At 70.3% G+C, this 17,054-nt stretch carries 15 protein-coding genes and 1 riboswitch; of the genes, 6 read left to right on the top strand and 9 right to left on the bottom strand.

What is annotated here, in order from left to right; genetic code table 11:
• Window positions 1–21: 21 nt before the first annotated feature.
• The 3 genes from ABZX12_RS01290 to ABZX12_RS01300 all read left to right on the top strand — a co-directional run bounded on the left by ABZX12_RS01290 (window position 22) and on the right by ABZX12_RS01300 (window position 3,093).
• The gene (locus tag ABZX12_RS01290; RefSeq protein ID WP_130446978.1) at window positions 22–270 is read left to right on the top strand and encodes an acyl carrier protein; all 249 of its coding nucleotides are present in this window, start codon (window positions 22–24) and stop codon (window positions 268–270) included.
• Window positions 271–421: 151 nt separating this feature from the next.
• Complete coding sequence (locus ABZX12_RS01295) at window positions 422–1,657, top strand: beta-ketoacyl-ACP synthase II (RefSeq protein WP_355688733.1); 1,236 nt, start codon at window positions 422–424, stop codon at window positions 1,655–1,657.
• Window positions 1,658–1,659: 2 nt separating this feature from the next.
• Complete coding sequence (locus ABZX12_RS01300) at window positions 1,660–3,093, top strand: carboxyl transferase domain-containing protein (protein ID WP_355688735.1); 1,434 nt, start codon at window positions 1,660–1,662, stop codon at window positions 3,091–3,093.
• Window positions 3,094–3,300: 207 nt separating this feature from the next.
• On the opposite strand, the gene ABZX12_RS01305 is transcribed toward ABZX12_RS01300, so the two are convergent.
• The 3 genes from ABZX12_RS01305 to ABZX12_RS01315 form a co-directional block, all read right to left on the bottom strand.
• Window positions 3,301–3,798 (bottom strand): DUF3145 domain-containing protein, encoded by a 498-nt coding sequence (locus tag ABZX12_RS01305; protein WP_355688737.1) that lies wholly within the window; start codon window positions 3,796–3,798, stop codon window positions 3,301–3,303.
• A 192-nt stretch (window positions 3,799–3,990) separates the two neighbouring features.
• Entirely contained in the window at window positions 3,991–4,974 is a 984-nt protein-coding gene (locus ABZX12_RS01310; protein ID WP_355688739.1) for a hypothetical protein, read from the bottom strand.
• A 38-nt stretch (window positions 4,975–5,012) separates the two neighbouring features.
• Complete coding sequence (locus ABZX12_RS01315; protein ID WP_355688740.1) at window positions 5,013–6,023, bottom strand: LacI family DNA-binding transcriptional regulator; 1,011 nt, start codon at window positions 6,021–6,023, stop codon at window positions 5,013–5,015.
• 198 nt (window positions 6,024–6,221) lie between these two features.
• Here ABZX12_RS01315 and ABZX12_RS01320 point away from each other — a divergent pair, with 198 nt between their 5' ends.
• Both ABZX12_RS01320 and ABZX12_RS01325 read left to right on the top strand, forming a co-directional pair.
• Window positions 6,222–8,408 carry a glycoside hydrolase family 9 protein gene (locus ABZX12_RS01320; protein ID WP_355688742.1) on the top strand — a complete coding sequence of 729 codons (2,187 nt, stop codon included), beginning with the start codon at window positions 6,222–6,224 and terminating at the stop codon, window positions 8,406–8,408.
• A 312-nt stretch (window positions 8,409–8,720) separates the two neighbouring features.
• Entirely contained in the window at window positions 8,721–9,119 is a 399-nt protein-coding gene (locus tag ABZX12_RS01325; RefSeq protein WP_355688743.1) for a hypothetical protein, read from the top strand.
• A 52-nt stretch (window positions 9,120–9,171) separates the two neighbouring features.
• Here the strand turns inward: ABZX12_RS01325 and ABZX12_RS01330 are convergent, their stop codons facing one another.
• The 3 genes from ABZX12_RS01330 to ABZX12_RS01340 are packed head-to-tail and all read right to left on the bottom strand — an operon-like array spanning window position 9,172 to window position 12,151.
• A complete protein-coding gene (locus tag ABZX12_RS01330; protein WP_355688744.1) occupies window positions 9,172–10,125 on the bottom strand; it encodes a VWA domain-containing protein in 954 nt (317 codons plus the stop codon).
• The gene (locus ABZX12_RS01335; protein WP_355484560.1) at window positions 10,125–11,087 is read right to left on the bottom strand and encodes a DUF58 domain-containing protein; all 963 of its coding nucleotides are present in this window, start codon (window positions 11,085–11,087) and stop codon (window positions 10,125–10,127) included. The genes ABZX12_RS01330 and ABZX12_RS01335 overlap by 1 nt, the downstream gene beginning before the upstream one ends.
• 29 nt (window positions 11,088–11,116) lie before the next feature.
• Entirely contained in the window at window positions 11,117–12,151 is a 1,035-nt protein-coding gene (locus ABZX12_RS01340) for a MoxR family ATPase (protein ID WP_355688746.1), read from the bottom strand.
• A 277-nt stretch (window positions 12,152–12,428) separates the two neighbouring features.
• Between ABZX12_RS01340 and ABZX12_RS01345 the strand changes: the two genes are divergently transcribed.
• A complete protein-coding gene (locus ABZX12_RS01345; RefSeq protein ID WP_355688748.1) occupies window positions 12,429–13,283 on the top strand; it encodes a hypothetical protein in 855 nt (284 codons plus the stop codon).
• Here ABZX12_RS01345 and ABZX12_RS01350 read toward each other — a convergent pair.
• The 3 genes from ABZX12_RS01350 to ABZX12_RS01360 all read right to left on the bottom strand — a co-directional run bounded on the left by ABZX12_RS01350 (window position 13,280) and on the right by ABZX12_RS01360 (window position 16,976).
• Complete coding sequence (locus ABZX12_RS01350) at window positions 13,280–13,543, bottom strand: hypothetical protein (RefSeq protein ID WP_355688750.1); 264 nt, start codon at window positions 13,541–13,543, stop codon at window positions 13,280–13,282. The genes ABZX12_RS01345 and ABZX12_RS01350 overlap by 4 nt on opposite strands.
• Window positions 13,544–13,566: 23 nt before the next feature.
• A riboswitch (guanidine-III (ykkC-III) riboswitch) is annotated at window positions 13,567–13,634 on the bottom strand.
• Window positions 13,632–14,450, bottom strand: a complete 819-nt coding sequence (locus ABZX12_RS01355) for an aldo/keto reductase (RefSeq protein ID WP_355688752.1) — start codon at window positions 14,448–14,450, stop codon at window positions 13,632–13,634. (Overlaps the previous riboswitch by 3 nt.)
• A 66-nt stretch (window positions 14,451–14,516) precedes the next feature.
• On the bottom strand, window positions 14,517–16,976 hold the full coding sequence (locus ABZX12_RS01360) for a LamG-like jellyroll fold domain-containing protein (protein ID WP_355688754.1): 2,460 nt from the start codon (window positions 16,974–16,976) through the stop codon (window positions 14,517–14,519).
• Window positions 16,977–17,054 lie beyond the last annotated feature (78 nt).

Genomic DNA, 17,054 nt, shown 5'->3' on the forward strand with positions numbered 1-17,054 from the left:
ATCCGAAAGGGAACCCAAGAGATGGCCAGCACCGAAGAGATCCGTTCCAACCTCGCCGAGATCGTGAACGAGATCGCCGGCATCCCGGTCGAGGACGTCCAGCTGGACAAGTCCTTCACCGACGACCTCGACGTCGACTCGCTCTCCATGGTGGAGGTCGTGGTGGCCGCCGAGGAGAAGTTCGACGTGAAGATCCCCGACGACGAGGTCAAGAACCTCAAGACCGTCGGCGACGCCGTCGCGTTCATCGAGCGCGCCCAGAACGGCTGACCTGCGTCACCGTGCTGGCCGGTGCTCATCGGGTCACACCGATGAGCACCACGCAGTACTCCTGAAGGACCCCTGAAGTAGCCCGGAAGTACCCCGCAGTACCACCCCTCGCTCCCAACCGCAGATCTCTCATGTGAAGGATGAGGTAACCATGTCGAAGACCCGGGTCGTCATCACTGGGCTCGGTGCCACGACCCCGCTCGGGGGCGACGTGACCAGCACCTGGGAAGGGCTGCTGGCGGGCCGCTCCGGCGCGCGGCGGCTGACCGACGAGTGGGTGCAGAACCTCGCGGTGCAGATCGCCGCGCCGGCCGCGGTCGAGCCGACCGAGGTCATCGAGCGGGTCAAGGCCCGCCGTCTCGACCGGACCGCGCAGCTCGCCGTCGTCGCCGCCCGCGAGGCCTGGGCCGACTCCGGCCTGGCGGACTCCGGGCTCGACAAGGAGCGGCTGGGCGTGGCGGTCGCGTCCGGCATCGGCGGCCTGCACACCACCCTGGCGAACTACGACGCCCTGCAGTCCAACCCGCGCCGGGTGTCGCCGCTGGCGATCCCGATGCTGATGCCGAACTCGTCGGCGGCCTACGTCAGCCTGGAGTTCGGCGCGCAGGCCGGTGTGCACACCCCGGTCTCGGCGTGCGCCTCCGGCAACGAGGCGATCTGGCTGGGCCTGGACCAGATCCGGCTCGGTCGCGCGGACGTGGTGATCGCGGGCGGCTCCGAGGGCGCGATCATGGCGCTGCCGCTGGCCGCGTTCGGGATGATGCAGGCGCTCAGCAAGCGCAACGACGAGCCGGAGAAGGCCTCCCGGCCGTGGGACGTCGACCGCGACGGGTTCCTGCTCGGTGAGGGCGCCGGAATCCTGATCCTGGAGTCGTACGAGCACGCCAAGGCGCGCGGCGCGAAGATCTACGCCGAGCTCGCCGGCGCCGGTATCTCCGCCGACGGCCACGACATCGCACAGCCCGACCCGACCGGTTCCGGCGCCCGCCGGGCGATGGAGCGGGCGCTGTCCGAGGGCGACCTGACCCCGGCCGACATCTTCCACATCAACGCGCACGCCACCTCGACGCCGCAGGGCGACATCGCCGAGTCGATCGCGATCCGGCAGGCGCTCGGCAAGGAGGCCGACCACGCGGTCGCCACCGCGCCGAAGTCGATGATCGGCCACCTGCTCGGCGGCGCCGGCGCGGTCGAGTCGGTCGCCACCGTGCTCGCGCTGAAGAACCGGGTCTCGCCGCCGACCATCAACATCGACAAGCTCGACGACCAGATCGAGTTGGACGTCGCGACCGAGCAGCGCAAGCTGCCCGACGGCGACATCGCCGCGCTGAACAACTCGTTCGGCTTCGGCGGCCACAACGCCGCCATCGCCTTCAAGACGGTGTAGCCATGAGCCCCCTGACCGTGGCCCCGGCGAAGCCCGCCAAGCTGCCGCGCGAGCAGGACCCGCGGAACCCGGTCACCCGGCTCACCACGCTGCTCGATCCGGGCAGTCTGGAGCTGATCACCCCCGACAACCTGTCGGGGATGGTCGCGGCCCGCGGGACGATCGCCGGGGCGGCGGTCGTGGCGTTCTGCTCCGACGCGACCGTGATGGGCGGCGCGATGGGCGACGAAGGCTGCGACGTCGTCGTCAAGGCGTACGACGTCGCGCGGGCCGGGCAGGTGCCGATCATCGGCCTGTGGCACTCCGGCGGCGCCCGGCTGGCCGAAGGGGTGCTCAGCCTGCACGCGGTCGGCAAGATCTTCTACGCGATGACGCAGGCGTCCGGGAAGATCCCGCAGATCTCCGTCGTCCTCGGCCCGGCGGCGGGCGGCGCGGCGTACGGACCGGCGCTGACCGACGTGGTCGTGCTGGGCCCGGAGGGCCGGATCTTCGTGACCGGCCCGGACGTGGTCCGCTCGGTCACCGGCGAGGACGTCGACATGCTCCGCCTCGGCGGACCCGAGCCGCACGGCCGGCGGTCGGGCGTCGTCCACATCACCACCGACACCGAGGCCGACGCCCTCGAGCAGGCCCGTCGCCTCACCGATCTGCTCGCCAACCAGGGGTCGGTGGCCACGGACGTCCCGGACCTCGACCTGTCCGGGTTCCTGCCCGAGTCGGCCAAGCGCGCGTACGACGTCCATCCGCTGGTCGGAGGGGTGCTCGACGAGGGAACCTCCGTCGAGCTCCACCAGCGCTGGGCGCCGAACATCGTCACGACGCTCGGCCGCCTCGGCGGCCGCACGGTCGGCGTGATCGCCAACAACCCGCTCCGCCTCGGTGGTTGCCTCGACGCCCTGTCCGCGGAGAAGGCGTCCCGGTTCGTGCGGATGTGCGACGCGTTCGGCGTACCGCTCGTCGTCCTGGTCGACGTCCCCGGCTACCTGCCCGGCGTCGGTCAGGAATGGGACGGTGTCGTGCGTCGCGGCGCCAAGCTGCTGCACGCGTTCGCGGAGTCCGTCGTACCGCGGGTGACGCTGGTGACGCGCAAGACGTACGGCGGCGCGTACATCGCGATGAACGCCCGCTCCCTGGGCGCGACCCGGGTGTTCGCCTGGCCGCGCGCCGAGGTGGCCGTGATGGGCGCGGTCGCGGCGGTCCGCGTCCTGCACCGGCGCAAGCTCGCCGAGGTGCCGCCCGAGCTCCGTCCGCAGGTCGAGGCCGAGCTCGCCGCGGAACACGAGAAGATTGCCGGAGGCATCGACCGGGCCCGCGAGATCGGCGTCGTCGACGAGGTCGTCGAGCCCACCCGCACCCGCACCGCGCTGGCCTCAGCGCTGGCGGGGGCCGAGGCGGACGGCCGTGTCCGCGGCAACCACGGCAACATTCCGCTGTAGACGGCTGAAGGGCACGAACCCTCAGGTTCGTGCCCTTCACGTGGTGCGGCCGCTGTTGTTAGACAACCACCGGGGGTGTCCCGACACCCGGTGGCCCAGCGGCCACGGCCCCTCCCACCCTTGTACGACGTCTGATGCTCAGTCTCATCGAAAAGTTCGGCCCTGTCCTGGCTTTCACGGGTTTCTTCTGAAGTTCTCAGGATTCGTTCAGACGACCTGATGCAGCCAGCGGACCGGGGCGCCGTCGCCGGCGTACCGGAACGGTTCGAGCTCGTCGTCCCACGGGCGACCGAGCAAACGCTCGACCTCCTCGGTCAGGTCGGCCTCGCCGCTCGCCGCCTTCAGCATCGCGGCCTTCAACCGCTCCTCGGGCACCATGATGTCGCCGTGCACACCGGTGGTCGCATGGAAGATCCCGAGCTCGGGCGTGAACGAGTAGCGCTCGCCCTCGGCGCCGTTGCTCGGCTCCTCGGTGACCTCGAAGCGCAGCTTCTGCCAGCCGCGCAGAGCGGAAGCCAGCTTGGCCGCGGTACCGGCCTCGGCCTGCCAGGACAGCTCGGCCCGGTACGTGCCCTGGGCCGCCGGCTGCGGAGTCCAATCCAGTTTCACGGGCACGCCAAGGATGCCGCCCGCGGCCCACTCGACATGCGGGCACAACGCTGACGGCACCGTGTGGACGTACAGAACGCCACGAGTCGTCGCCACCGGGACCTCCTGTGCTCGAGGGGCGCCTTCCCCAGCGTTCTCGAACAGCCGTCGATCCGGCGGACCAGTCTCTTTACAGTTCTACAGGGCACCACAAGGCACCCCGCGAAACTTCTGTACATCTTGCACCACCGCCCCCTGGAACACCAGTAACCTCGCCGTGTCAACCACATCACCGTCGTGTCGCGAACCTCAGGCGGTCAGCAGACCCGCGGCCAGGGTCCGGCGGGCTTCGTCGGCCCACCAGTCGAGGTCGGCCCGCTCGCGGGCACGGATCGCCGGGTCCTCGTGCTCGGCGGCGTCCAGGGCTTTGTTCCAGCCCAGCCAGAGCAGGCCGGCCAGCAGCGCCAGGCGGAGGGCCGGCTCGTCGCGGCCGGCTTCGACCAGTTCACGGAAGTCCTCGATCACCTGCTCGCGAGTCGCGTCGACCACCGAGGCGCAGCCGGCCAGGAATCTCGCCAGGTCGAGCGCGGCCGGCGCCTCCGCCGGCATGCTCCAGTCGAGCAACGTCAGCCGCTCCTTCTCGAACGCCATGTTGACGGTCGCGAGGTCGCCGTGCACCAGCGTGCAGGGCCGGGCCTGCAACGCTTCCACCAGCGGTCCCGGCTGGGCGAGCAGCCGCAGTACCGGTTCGGCGACGTCGGGCGGCACCATGCCGGGGAACATGTCCCACCCGCGCAGGACCAGTCCCGGCAACGGGTTGTCACCGCCGGCATGCGGCCGCACGCGATCCGGCGTGAACATGCCGACCAGGGTCGTCAGCGGGGTGAGGCTGGACGGGACCCGGCCCAGGAACCCGTCGTACATCGAACCGACCGCGGCGAACAGCCGGCGGCACTGTTCCCGGCTGAGCCGGTCGTCCCAGCTGAGTACGGCGTCGCCCAGGTCGCGCATCACCAGGACGGTGACGTCACCGTCCTGCCAGCCGTCGACGATCGCATGCCCGACCGCGGGCGGAAGCTGGTCGAGCACTCCGCTCGACCACATCAGGTACTCGCGCCCGAACGAGTCGCCCGACAGCGCCATCAGCAGGTCGGTGTCGGGCGACGACCGCTTCACGACGAGGCGCCGGCCGTCCGCCAGCACGACGCGCTCCAGTGTGGCGCCCGACTTCCCGACGTTGCCTGACATCGGCGTGCGCTCGACTGCGGTCTCCAGGTAATCGTGAGGTTCCACCCGTCCAGCGTCCGCCTGAACGGCCTGCCCCGCCAGGGTCAGGTCGAGGCGCGCCGGACCAGGCGGGTGGGGAGGATCAGCGGCGTCGGGTCCTCGCCGGACATGACCGCGAGCAGCATCCGGGCCATCTCCCGGCCGAGCGCCTGGATCGGCTGACTGACCGTGGTCAGCGGCGGGCTGGTGTGGTGGGCGGTGCTGATGTCGTTGAAACCGACGAGCCCGACGTCGTCCGGTACGGACCTGCCGGCGTCGCGCAGGACCCGCAGGGCGCCGATCGCCATCTGGTCCGACGCGACGAACACGCCGTCGAGATCCGGGTGCGCGGCGAGCAACTCCTGCATCGCGCGCGTGCCGCCCTCCTCGGAGAAGTCGGCGTGCGCGACGCGGCCCGCGTCCAGGCCGGCCACCGCGAGCGCCTCCTGGTACCCCTTGAACCGCGCAGTCCCCGCGCCCTCGTCCATCCGGCCGGTGATGGTCGCGATCCGCCGCCGGCCGGTCGCGACCAGGTGCTCGGTCGCCAGCCGGGCGCCGCCGCGGTTGTCGGCGTCCACGGAATATCTCGGCTCGAAGTTCACCGGCGAACCGCCGAACACCACCGGTACGTCGGCCTTCTCGGCGAGCTGCGCCAGCGGGTCGTCGCCGTGCATCGACATCAGCATCACGCCGTCGGCTTGCCGGGTCCGCAGCAACCGCTCGAGACGCGTCTGCCCGCGGCTCGAGGTGGCCATCATCAGCATCAGCTCCAGATCGGTGTCCTCGAGCACCGAACTGATCCCGATCACGACCTCCGCGAAGAACGGGTCCGCGAACACCTGCGCATTGTCGCTGGAGATGGCCAGCACGACGGCGCCGGCCTGCTGGGTCGCGAGCGCGCGGGCCGTTGCGTTCGGCACGTATCCGAGGTCGCTGACCGCCCGCTGCACGGCCTCCCGCTTGGCCTTGCTGACATGCGGGGCGTTGTTGATCACCCGGGACGCCGCCGACCGGGACACACCGGCCCGCTCGGCGACTTCGTCGAGCGTCACTTGGCGTTTCGGGAGGTCGGCCACCGGATCGTCCTTAACGATTGAGTGGGACGAGGGTAAACCATCGGGACGCCAGGTTCGAGCTGGAAGCGCTCCCGAGACGTGCCCGCACGTCGGAAAGCGCTGGATTCAAGGCGCTGCGCCCTTGACGCGACGCCGGACGGTCGGCACGATGCGGAGGCAAACTGGAAGCGCTCCCGGTCCTCGATGGAGGCTCGCCCCATGCCCACCGCCCGCCAACGCGCCACCGTCGCCCTCGCCGCCACCGTACTCGTCAGCACGCTCCTCACGGGACTACCGGCGGTCGCCGCGGACCCGCCGTACGAGCGAGTGCTGAACGGGACGTTCGACGCCGCTAAGGAGCCGTGGTGGTCGAGTGGCAACACCCCGGCCGCCGTCACCGACGGGCGGCTGTGCGCGCAGGTCCCGGCCGGCACGGTCAACCCGTGGGACTCGATGATCGGCCAGGACGACCTGCCGATCGAACAGGGGCAGCCGTACACGCTGCGGTTCGACGCGTCGGCGAGCCGCCCGGTCCAGTTCCACGCCGTACTCCAGCAGGCGGCCGCCCCGCATGCGACGGTGCTGAACAAGACCGTCGACGCCACGACGACCGCCCAGACCTTCACGTTCACCGGGACCTCGCCGGTCACCGACACGCACGGCCAGATCTCGTTCCAGGCCGGCGGCGCGACCGAGCCGTACACGCTCTGCCTGGACAACATCTCCGTGACCGGCGGCATCGTCCCGCCGGGCGGCGTCCGTGACTTCGGCCCACCGGTGCGCGTCAACCAGCTCGGGTACGTCGCCGACGGGCCGAAGCGTTCAACCTACGTGACCACGGCGACCGCACCGCTCGACTGGCGGCTGCTTGCCGCGGGCAACCAGGTGGTCGCCGGCGGCCAGACGGAACCGTATGGTCTGGACGCCCTGTCCGGCGACACCGTCCAGCTGATCGACTTCGGCGGTTATCGCGGCACCGGGACGGGTTTCCGGCTGGCGGTCGGCGACGACGTCAGCGAGCCGTTCGACATCGGCAGCCACGTGTACGCAGGGCTGCGCCGCGACGCGCTCGCGTACTTCTACAACAACCGCAGCGGCATCCCGATCGAGGCGCAGTACGTCGGCGCCGAGTACGCACGGGCGGCCGGGCACCTCGGCGTCGCTCCCAACCAGGGCGACACGTCCGTCCCCTGCTACCCGGGCACGTGCGACTACAGCCTGGACGTGCGCGGCGGCTGGTACGACGCGGGCGACCACGGCAAGTACGTCGTCAACGGCGCGCTCGCCGCGTGGCAGCTCCTCGATCTGTCCGAGGAGACAGGGCCTGGCGTCAGCCTGAAGATCCCCGAGGCCGGCAACCGCGTACCGGATGTGCTGGACGAGGCCCGGTGGGAGCTCGAGTTCCTGCTCCGCATGCAGGCGCCGAGCGGCCTGGTGCACCACAAGGTGCACGACGAGAAGTGGACCGCACTCGGAACTCCCCCGGCCGCCGATCCGCAGCCTCGCTACCTCTATCCGGTGTCGACCGCGGCCACGCTCAATCTCGCGGCCGTCGGCGCCCGGTGCGCGCGGGTCTACGCACGCTGGGACCGTCAGTTCGCGGATCGCTGCCTGTCGGCGGCAGAGAAGGCGTGGAGCGCCGCTCGGCGGCACCCCGCGATCTACGCCCCACCAGGCGGCGAAGGCGGCGGCGCGTACGACGACACCAAGCTGACGGACGAGTTCTCCTGGGCCGCCGCCGAGTTGTTCGCGGCAACGGGCACGGCGTCGTACAAACGCTTCATCACCACGAGCCTGACGGCAGTCGACGGGTTCTCCTGGCAGGAGACCGGCGGGCTGGCCGATCTCGCGCTGGCACGGGTGTCGTGGCGGTTGCCGATTCTCGAGCGGCTCCGGTTACGCGGGCGGATCGCATCGGTTGCCAACAGCTACCTTGCCGATCTCAGGTCGCAGGGCTATGCCAATCCGTACAAACCAGCTGACGGACAGTACGTGTGGGGCTCCAACTCCGCGACGGCGAACAACGCGATGATCCTCGCGATCGCGGCGGACCTCACCGGCAGCCCGGCGTACCGCTCCGCCGCGCTCGAGTCGCTCGACTACCTGCTCGGCCGGAACGCGATCGGCCAGTCGTACGTGACCGGGTACGGCGAACGGTCCAGCCACAACCAGCATCACCGGTTCTGGGCCCACTCGCTGAACCCCGCACTGCCGTCGCCGTACCCCGGCTCGCTCGCGGGCGGCCCGAACTCGCACCTGCAGGATCCCGTTGCCCAGCGCAGCCTCCAGGGCTGCGCCCCGGCCACCTGCTACCTCGACGAGATCGGCTCCTACTCGACCAACGAGGTAGCGATCAACTGGAACTCCGCCCTGGCCTGGCTCACCGCCTACGCGGATGCGAGATGACCCGCGGGTAGGCCTTTCTCAGACCTCCTGACAGGCCTATGGTCGTGCTGAGCCTGGGGGAACTTCTGTGGATGGCATGGGCTCATGGCAACGGTCGCGGTAGGTGGGGCGGCGCCGATCGACCTTGGTGATCGGCGTACGGCGGTCCGTGCCACAGCCCGGTCGCCGCCGGTGTACCGGTGATCGCTGAGCGGGTTCAGGACGTCGCACGGTCCGCGACCGTGCACGCCGCGTTCAGGATCGCTGCGCTCCGCCCCGCAGCCGCAACACGCGCAGTTCCGAGGGGGTTACCTTATGCGCAGGTTCGTGCTCATGCTGTTTGCGGCTCTCGCCGCTTCGGTGTTCTTCCTGCCGACCGCATCGGCCGGCAGCCCGCACTTCGTCGGTACGCCGACCGTCACACGGTCCGGCGACTCGCTGACCGTCTCCGGCAAGGAAGCAGGACTAGGCAACGAGGACCAGGTCCACATCGTCATCTCGGCCGAGGCGGCTTGCCTGAACCCGGGACAGAACTTCCCGCAGGCCGCGAACAAGCAGACGTTCACCGCGGCCGGCGACTTCCCGGTCCAGAACGGGAAGGCGAACTTCTCGCTGACCCTGACGGCGACGTTCCAGCCCAAGTGCAGCCCGCCGATGACGGTGGTCTTCGGTGACGTGACGGTCACGGACACCACCAACAACATCTCGGTGACACTGCCTGGCACCTTCTGACAGCAGCACCCAGGACGTCCGCGCCGAGCCCCCGCGCGGGCGTCCGCCGGCGTTACGGGAAGCGGGTGGCCAGCGCGATGCAGGCGCCCGCGGCGGCCAGGGTGAAGAGCATCGCGATCCCGGCGTACCGGGCGGTGATCTCCTTGTCCACCTCGTCGTAGCCGACCGAGGAGCCGATGTCCTTGTAGACGTCCTCGAGCTCACCGGCCGACTCGGCGGTGTACGCCTCGCCGCCGCTGATCTCGGCGACGGTGCGCAGCTCGGCACGGTCCGGTGGCACCCGCTGCCGGATGCCGTCCATCTCGATGAAGCCGGAGTCGGTGCCGAAACAGATCGTGTAGACGGGGGTGTTCTTCGCCTTCGCCGCCTGCGCCCCCTCCTGGGCGGTGCGGCCGACGGTCCGCTTCCCGTCGGACAGCAGCACGATCCGCGCCGGGGCCGGGTCGTTCGGGTGCTCGGGGTCCGGCGGGACCTGGGTGAGCGCCTGCAGCGAGGTGAAAATGCCCTCACCGGTCGCGGTCGACTCGGCCAGCTCGAGCCCGTCGATCGAGCGCAGCACGGTGGCCCGGTCGGTCGTCGGCGGCACGATGATGGACGCCGTCCCGGCGAAGTTCACCAGCGCCACGTTGAACTTGCCCGGCAGTTGGTTGACGAAGTTCTTCGCCGACTTCTTCGCGGCCTCGAGCCGGTTCGGATCGATGTCGGTCGCCATCATCGACAGCGAGACGTCGATTGCGACCACGATCGTGGCCCGCTCGCGCGGGACCTTGACCTTGTCCTTCGGCTGCGCGAACGCCACGATGCACATCAGCGCGGCCAGCAGTGCCAGCCCGACAGCCAGGTGCCGCCGCCACTGCGGGCGCCGCGGCGCGACCCGGTCGAGCAGCGCGATGTTGGTGAAGCGCAGCGCGTACTGCGAGCGACGGTGCTGGAGAAAGATGTACCCCGCGACGATCAGCGGGATGAGCAGCAGGAACCACAACCGCCCCGGAGACAGGAACTCCATCAGCGAGCCACTCCCTTCGGCGGTTGGTGCAGGCGGGGCGCCACCCGCCGGTAGGCGAGCACGAACCGCACGGTGTCCGCGACCCAGTCACGGTCGGTGCGCAGCACGAGATGCCCGGCACCTACCCTACGCAGGGCGGCGCGGGTTCGTTCCCGCTGTGCCAGAGCGGCCGTCGCGAACGCCTCCCGGACCTTGCGCCGCCGGGTGTCGATCTCGCGCACCTCGCCGGTCTCCGGGTCACCGATCGTGACGACACCGATGTTCGGCAGCTCCAGCTCCCGCGGGTCGACGATCTCGACGGCGAGCACCTGGTGCTGTGCGGTCAGCTTGCGCATCGCCCGCTCCCAGGAGGGTTCGATCTGGGTGGCGATCTCGCCGTCCTGCGGGGTGAGGAAGTCCGAGACGATCACCCGCAGACCACGCTTGCGCTGGGTGCGCGCCATCGACTCCAGCGCCGCGGCCAGGTCGCTGCGGTGCACCTCGTCGTCGGTGCTGAACTGCTCGGCCAGCAGCGCACGCAGCAGGCCGTAGAGCGCGAGCCGCCCGGACCGCGCCGGCCAGCGCCGCAGCGCCGAGTCGCGCAGCATCAGCCCGCCGAACCGGTCGCCGAGCCGATGCGTCAGGAACCCGACGGTGGCGACGGCCGCGACCGCGAGCTCGCGCTTCTCCAGCGTCGACGTACCGAAGTCCATCGAGCCGGACAGGTCCACCAGCGCCCAGGTCTCCAGCTCACGGTCCGCGATCAGGTCGCGGACGTGCGGGACCGTGGTGCGCGCGGTGACGGCCCAGTCCATCCGCCGTACGTCGTCACCGACCTGGTACTCACGCGCCTCGGCGAGCTCGGTGCCCGGCCCCGGCAGCAGGCCGAGATGCTCGCCGTGCAGGTAGCCCTCGAGCCGCCGGACGACGGTCAGCTCCAGCCGCCGCAGCGCACGCTCGGGAGCGAGCTGCGAGATCGTCATCGCAGCTCGCGCATCGGGTCGGTTGGGCACTACACGAACTCCGGGCGGCCGGTGCCGTCGGCGCCGTCGCGCCAGACCGGCTGCGGCGGCGGGACGGTGGCCAGGATCCGCTCGATCACCGCCCGCGGGTCGATGTTGTCCGCGACCGCGTCGAAGGTCAGGCCGAGCCGGTGGCCCATCACGTCCAGCGCGACGGTCTGGATGTCGCTCGGCAGCAGGTAGTCACGCCCGTGGATCAGCGCCAGCGCCCGGCCGGCCGCGATCAGGCCGAGGGTCGCGCGCGGGCTGACGCCCAGCTCGATGATCGGCTCCAGGTCGGGCAGGTGGAAGTCGGTCGGCGTCCGGGTCGCCATCACCAGGCGGACGGCGTACTCCGCGACCAGGTTGTGCACGAACACCTGCTCCGCGGACCGCTGCAGCTCGAGGATCGTCTCCGGCTGCAGCACCTGCCGCGGCTCCGGCGGGTCGACGCTCATCCGGCGGAGGATCTCGAACTCCTCGTGGCCGCGCGGGTGCGGTACGTCGATCTTCACCAGGAACCGGTCCCGCTGCGCCTCCGGCAGCGGGTACACGCCCTCGGACTCGATCGGGTTCTGGGTCGCGATCACGATGAACGGCTTCGGCATCGGGAACGTCTGTCCGCCGATCGACACCTGCCGCTCGGCCATCAGCTCCAGCATCGCGGACTGCACCTTGGCCGGCGCGCGGTTCACCTCGTCGGCCAGCACGAAGTTCACGAACGTCGGGCCGAGCTCGATGTCGAAGGCCTCCCGGGTCTGGCGGTAGATCCGGGTGCCGACGATGTCGGACGGGACCAGGTCCGGGGTGAACTGGATCCGGGCGAAGGTGCCGCCGACCACACTCGCGAAGGTGCGCACCGCGAGCGTCTTGGCGACGCCCGGAACGCCTTCGAGCAGGCAGTGACCCTTGGCCAGCAGCGACACCATCAGGGTCTCGACCATGTGCTCCTGGCCGACGATCACCCGCTTGACCTCGCTGACGGCCTCGCCGATCAGCCGGGACTGCTGGGCAACCGAACCTGTCGGCACCGTGGTTTCGGTCATGCCTGTCCTTCCGGGGTCCGCGCGCGGACCTTGTCATTCACCGTCGTTCCCCACTTCGCAACACCGGCCATTCCATCAGATCACCGGGGCCAGCAGCCGCAGGGCCTGCCGCAGTCCCTCCCCATCCTCCCCCTGCGCGCCAAATCCCGCCCGCCGACCACTCTTTGTGCACGACGTCCGTACGTCGGCGCGCCCCGCGTACGGACGCGGTGCACAAAGTCGGCTCGGGAGGAGTGGCGACGACAGTGCTACCGGGGATGTGGTGGGATTGGGGGTGATGACTGCGACCGAATCCCAGACCGAGGTGCAGCCGGCGGACGTGCCGGCCGGCCTGGAGATTCCGGACGCCCTCCCGCTGCAGCCGGAGGACCCGCCGCGGGTCGGCGAGTTCTGGCTCCGCGGCCGCCTCGGCGCGAACGCGGCCGGGTACCTGTACGCGGTCAGTTCCGACGACGGCCGGGAGGCGGTCGTCGCGATGATGACCGAGGGCTCGGCCGACGACGCCGCCGCGCGCGAGCGGTTCGTGTACGCCGTCGACGAGCTGCCCGAGGACGTCGTCCTCGCGCACAACGACTCCGACGACGACGATCTGGCGCTCTGGGTCGCGATCGGGCCGATCCGGGCCGACGACGGATCCAGCGCGGCGTCCGACGAGCGGCTGATCGCGGAGCGTCGCGGCGAGGAGATCCTGTCCGCGGTGCTGATGGACCGGATCCCGCAGCCCGGCAAGCTCCGCGGCCCGGACTTCCGGCACTACTGGGAGAACCGCCGCCGCCCCGGCCTGTTCCGGATCTGGCCGCTGCCGTGGCCGAACGCGCTCCGCCCGCCGTCGTGGTGGGCGCTCGGGTTCGCCTTGCTGACGATGGCCGTGATCATGGCGCTCGCGGTGTTCCTGGCCTGGCTGCTGTTCCGGCACGCCGCGCCGCTGGAGCCGGAGCCCGTCATCCCGACGCCGACCGGCACCACGACGGTCACCGTCACGCCGACCACGCCACCGCCCGGCACCGGCTCCGGATCGGTCACACCGCCGCCGACCGGCCCGCCGACGAGCACCCCGAGCACCGGCGGTGTCCCGACCGAGGTGCCGACCGGATCGGCCGGTACGGCGACCAACCCGGGCGACAAGTTCTAGTCGGCGTCCCGCCGTGCCGGGCTGACCAGGTTGATCAGGTTGATCAGGCCGAGCAGGCTGATGACGGCCCAGCTCCCCTCGAGCAGCAGGAAGCCCCACGACGACTGCACCAGGGCGATCGTTGCCAGCGCACCTGATCCGATCAGGTTCAGCAGCTGGTAGGTGACTGTGCGCTGCCGCAGGCGGCCGGCCTGCGCGGCCGCGAAGGCGACCAGAACGGTGAGCGCACCAACGATTTCGACGACATCGAGGACGTGCATCGGACGACCCCCTCCTGCGGGGTGAGGCGCCGTCTTGGCAGACCGGGTACGACGCCGCTCGTCCGGGGAGTCGCCGGAACGCAGACTCCTATCTCGACGATAGCAAGCGCAGCAAGTCCGGGTCCTTCCAGAGCCGCTGCGGCACGGGCTGCCGGACGAGTGCCGCGTCGGCCCGGATCTCCGCCGGTGTCGACGCCGCGATCAGCACCGAGGTGACCGCGGAATGCCTGGTGGGGAACGCGAGCGCGGCTTGCGGCAGGGACACGCCGTACCGCTCGCACACCGCCGAGATCCGCCGGGCCTCGACGGTCTGCACCTGAAGGATCTGCGGCGTCAGGACACCGGACACGATCACGGACACGGCACGCGCCGCGCACCGGTCGAGCAGCGGCTCGGCCGACCGGTCGAGCAGCCCGTACCGATCGGTCAGCAGCACACAGTCCAGCTCGACGTCCCGCACCAGCCGGTCGAGATCGCGCCAGTCGTCCGAGGCCGCGCCGACCGCCTTGATCACGCCGTCGCGCCGCAACCGGTCGAGCACCGGGTACGCCGCCTCGTCCTGCGCGAACACCAGATCGACCGCGAGACCGAGTCGTTCGCCGCTCGCCCGGACCGATTCCTCCGGGTCGGCGCCGATCACCTTCGTCGACACCAGGAACTCACCCCGCGGCCGGCGCCGCAACGCCGTACCGAGGCGGCGCTCCGAGGCGCCGTACGCCGGGGAGGTGTCGAAGAACCTGATCCCGGCCTGGTACGCCGCGTCGACGGTCGCGACGGCACGCTCGTCCGCCACGCCGGCGGCGGTCCCGGGCAGGTCGTCGCCGAGATGGGCGCCGCCGAGCCCGAACCGCGGCGGCCGGAACCGGGCCGTGGAGCGGGGCGCGAGCACTTGGCTGGGTGCGGCCATCGCACTCACCTCCGCTGGTCGGTTACCTACCAGGATCAGGGCTGGGCGGCTTCTCCGCATCTCGAACTAACGACCGGATTCGTACAGGGTCCGCACCTCCGCGTCGGTCAGGGCTCGGTCGTACAGGTGCACCTGGTCGACCGTCCCGTCGAGAAAGTCGACCGGGTTGCCGCCGAACTTCGCGCGTCCGATCACCGTGTCGCCGGTCGAGCCGGCGTCCAGGGTGCAGGCGCTCTTCGCGGCGACGAGCTGCCCGTCGACGTACAGCCTCAGCTCGCCCTGCACGACGTCGCGGACGCCGGTGACGTGGTACCACTGCCCCGGGTTCGGCTTCGTCGGCGACAGCGCCCGGATCCCGGGGAAGCTCATCGCGAACCGCTGGTCCTGCCCGGAGTACTGGAGGAAGAACGCGCTGTCACGATCGCCGTCCTGGCTGACGAAGGTCTGGAACGCGCCGTCGGCCTTGTTGAGCTTCACCCAGGCGCTCGCGGTGTAGTTCTTGCTCGTGTCGAGCAGCGCCGCGCCGGTGTCGGCGTACTGGCCGGACCCATTGAGCACAAGGGCCTCGCCGATCTTGCCGGGTCCGTAGACCGCGCCGCCCTGGAGCGTCGCGTCGTTGTTGCCGACGGCATCTTCACCGGATCCGTCGAGGGGGTAGAAGTGGATGCCGTCGGCACCGGGTGTGCCCGGGCCGGGATCCGGGGCACCGCTGCCGGATCCGTCCGCGGCGGCGACGATCTGCTCGTTGATCGTCCGCACCTGCGCGAAGTCCATCTTCGGTACCCGCCGGTCGTAGGTGAAGAAGCCGTTCAGCTCGCCCTCGACATCGGTGATCTGGGTGTAGACCGAGCCGCTGATGCCGCACTGCCGGGCCGACTTCAGCACGTCGGTCTGGTTCTCGACGTACCTGCGGGTGAGGGTCGCCGAGTCGGGCTCCATCTCGTACGCCGATCCGTCGCCGAACCACATGTGATCCGGCACCTTCAGGCCGAATCCGCCGTGCTCGCCGTCGACCGCGGCACGGTCGGCCGTCGGCGAGGTGGTCGCCGGGCCGAGGTACGCGTGATAGTCGAGGAGGTCACCGCGGCCGGAGTCGCCGTGCGAGTTGCAGCAGTTCACACCGCTGTGCGCGTTCACCAGCCGGGACGGGTCCTGTGCCTTCACGGAGTCTGCGATCTGGCCCGTCTCGGTCCGGTCCCACTCGCCCCAGCCTTCGTTGAACGGCACCCAGACCGTGATCGACGTGAAGCTCTTGTGTTCCTCGACCATCTCGTGCAGCTCGGATTTCCATTGGGTTCGCCACGGCTCGGGCATCGCGTCGGTCTTCGACGCCGGCATGTCCTGCCAGACCATCAGTCCGAGCTTGTCGGCCCAGTAGTACCAGCGGTCCGGCTCGACCTTGATGTGCTTGCGGACGGTGTTGAAGCCGAGCCGCTTGTGCTGCTCGAGGTCGAAGCGGAGCGCGGCGTCGGTCGGCGCGGTGTTCAGCCCGTCCGGCCAGAAGCCCTGGTCGAGGGTGGACAGGTTGAACAGGATCTTCCCGTTGAGCGCCATCCGAAGTTTGCCGTCGGCCCCCTTCTTCAGGCCGACCGCGCGCAGCCCGGCGTACGACCCGACCTGGTCCACCAGTCTGCCGCGGTCGAACAGCTTCACCTTCAGGTCGTACAGGAACGGGTTGTCGGGCGACCAGGTCTTCGGGTGCGGAATCGGCACGCTCAGCTCGGTGTCCGCCGTGCCGGTCGCCTTCCCGACCAGCCGGCGTCCGTCGTACGCCGTGACCTCGACGTCGAGGTTCGCGGGACCGGCGGCGGTGTCCGCGGTCACCTTCAGAGCCTGGTTCGGCAGATCCGGAGTGATCTGCAAGCGGCTGATCGAGGCGGCGTTCACCGGCTCCATCCAGACGGTCCGCCAGATACCGGAGCTGCCTTGATAGAAGATCCCGTGGTCCCCGACCTCGCGCTGCTTGCCGATCGGCTGGTACGTCTCGTCGGTCAGGTCCTCGGCCCAGACGATGAGCTCCTGCGGGCCGGTGGCGTGCAGCGCGCCGGTGACGTCGACGTCGAAGCCGTCGTACCCGCCGCGGTGGGTGGCGACCTGACGGCCGTTGACCCACACCTTCGCGTCGTAGTCGACCGCGCCGAAGTGCAGCAGCAGTCGCTTCCCCTTCCAGTTGCCGGGGACGTCGAAGGTACGGCGGTACCACATCCGGTCCTCATGCTTCTGCAGCCCGGAGAGCGCGGATTCGATCGGGTACGGGACGAGCACCTTCTCGCCGAGCGTGCGCCCGACCGGCGGCTGCTCGTCCGGCGCGGCGGCGGACCACTCCCAGAGGCCGTTGAGATTGCGCCACTTGGGGCGGGTCAACTGGGGTCTCGGGTACTCCGGGAGCGCGTTCGCGGGCGAGACGTCATCGGTCCACGGGGTCGTGAGCGGCGGCACGCCGACCTGCCACTCCGGTGCGGCCTGGGCGGTGGGGACCAGGACGGCTGACGCCACGAGGGCTGCTGCGGCCAGGATCTTGAGCATGGGCGGTCCTTTCAGGGGCGGAGAAAGGCGATCCCATGGAAACGTTCTCACGACAAAAGCGCAAGAGCTCGCGCACGA

Source organism: Kribbella sp. NPDC003505 (assembly GCF_040610875.1).
Taxonomy (GTDB): domain Bacteria; phylum Actinomycetota; class Actinomycetes; order Propionibacteriales; family Kribbellaceae; genus Kribbella.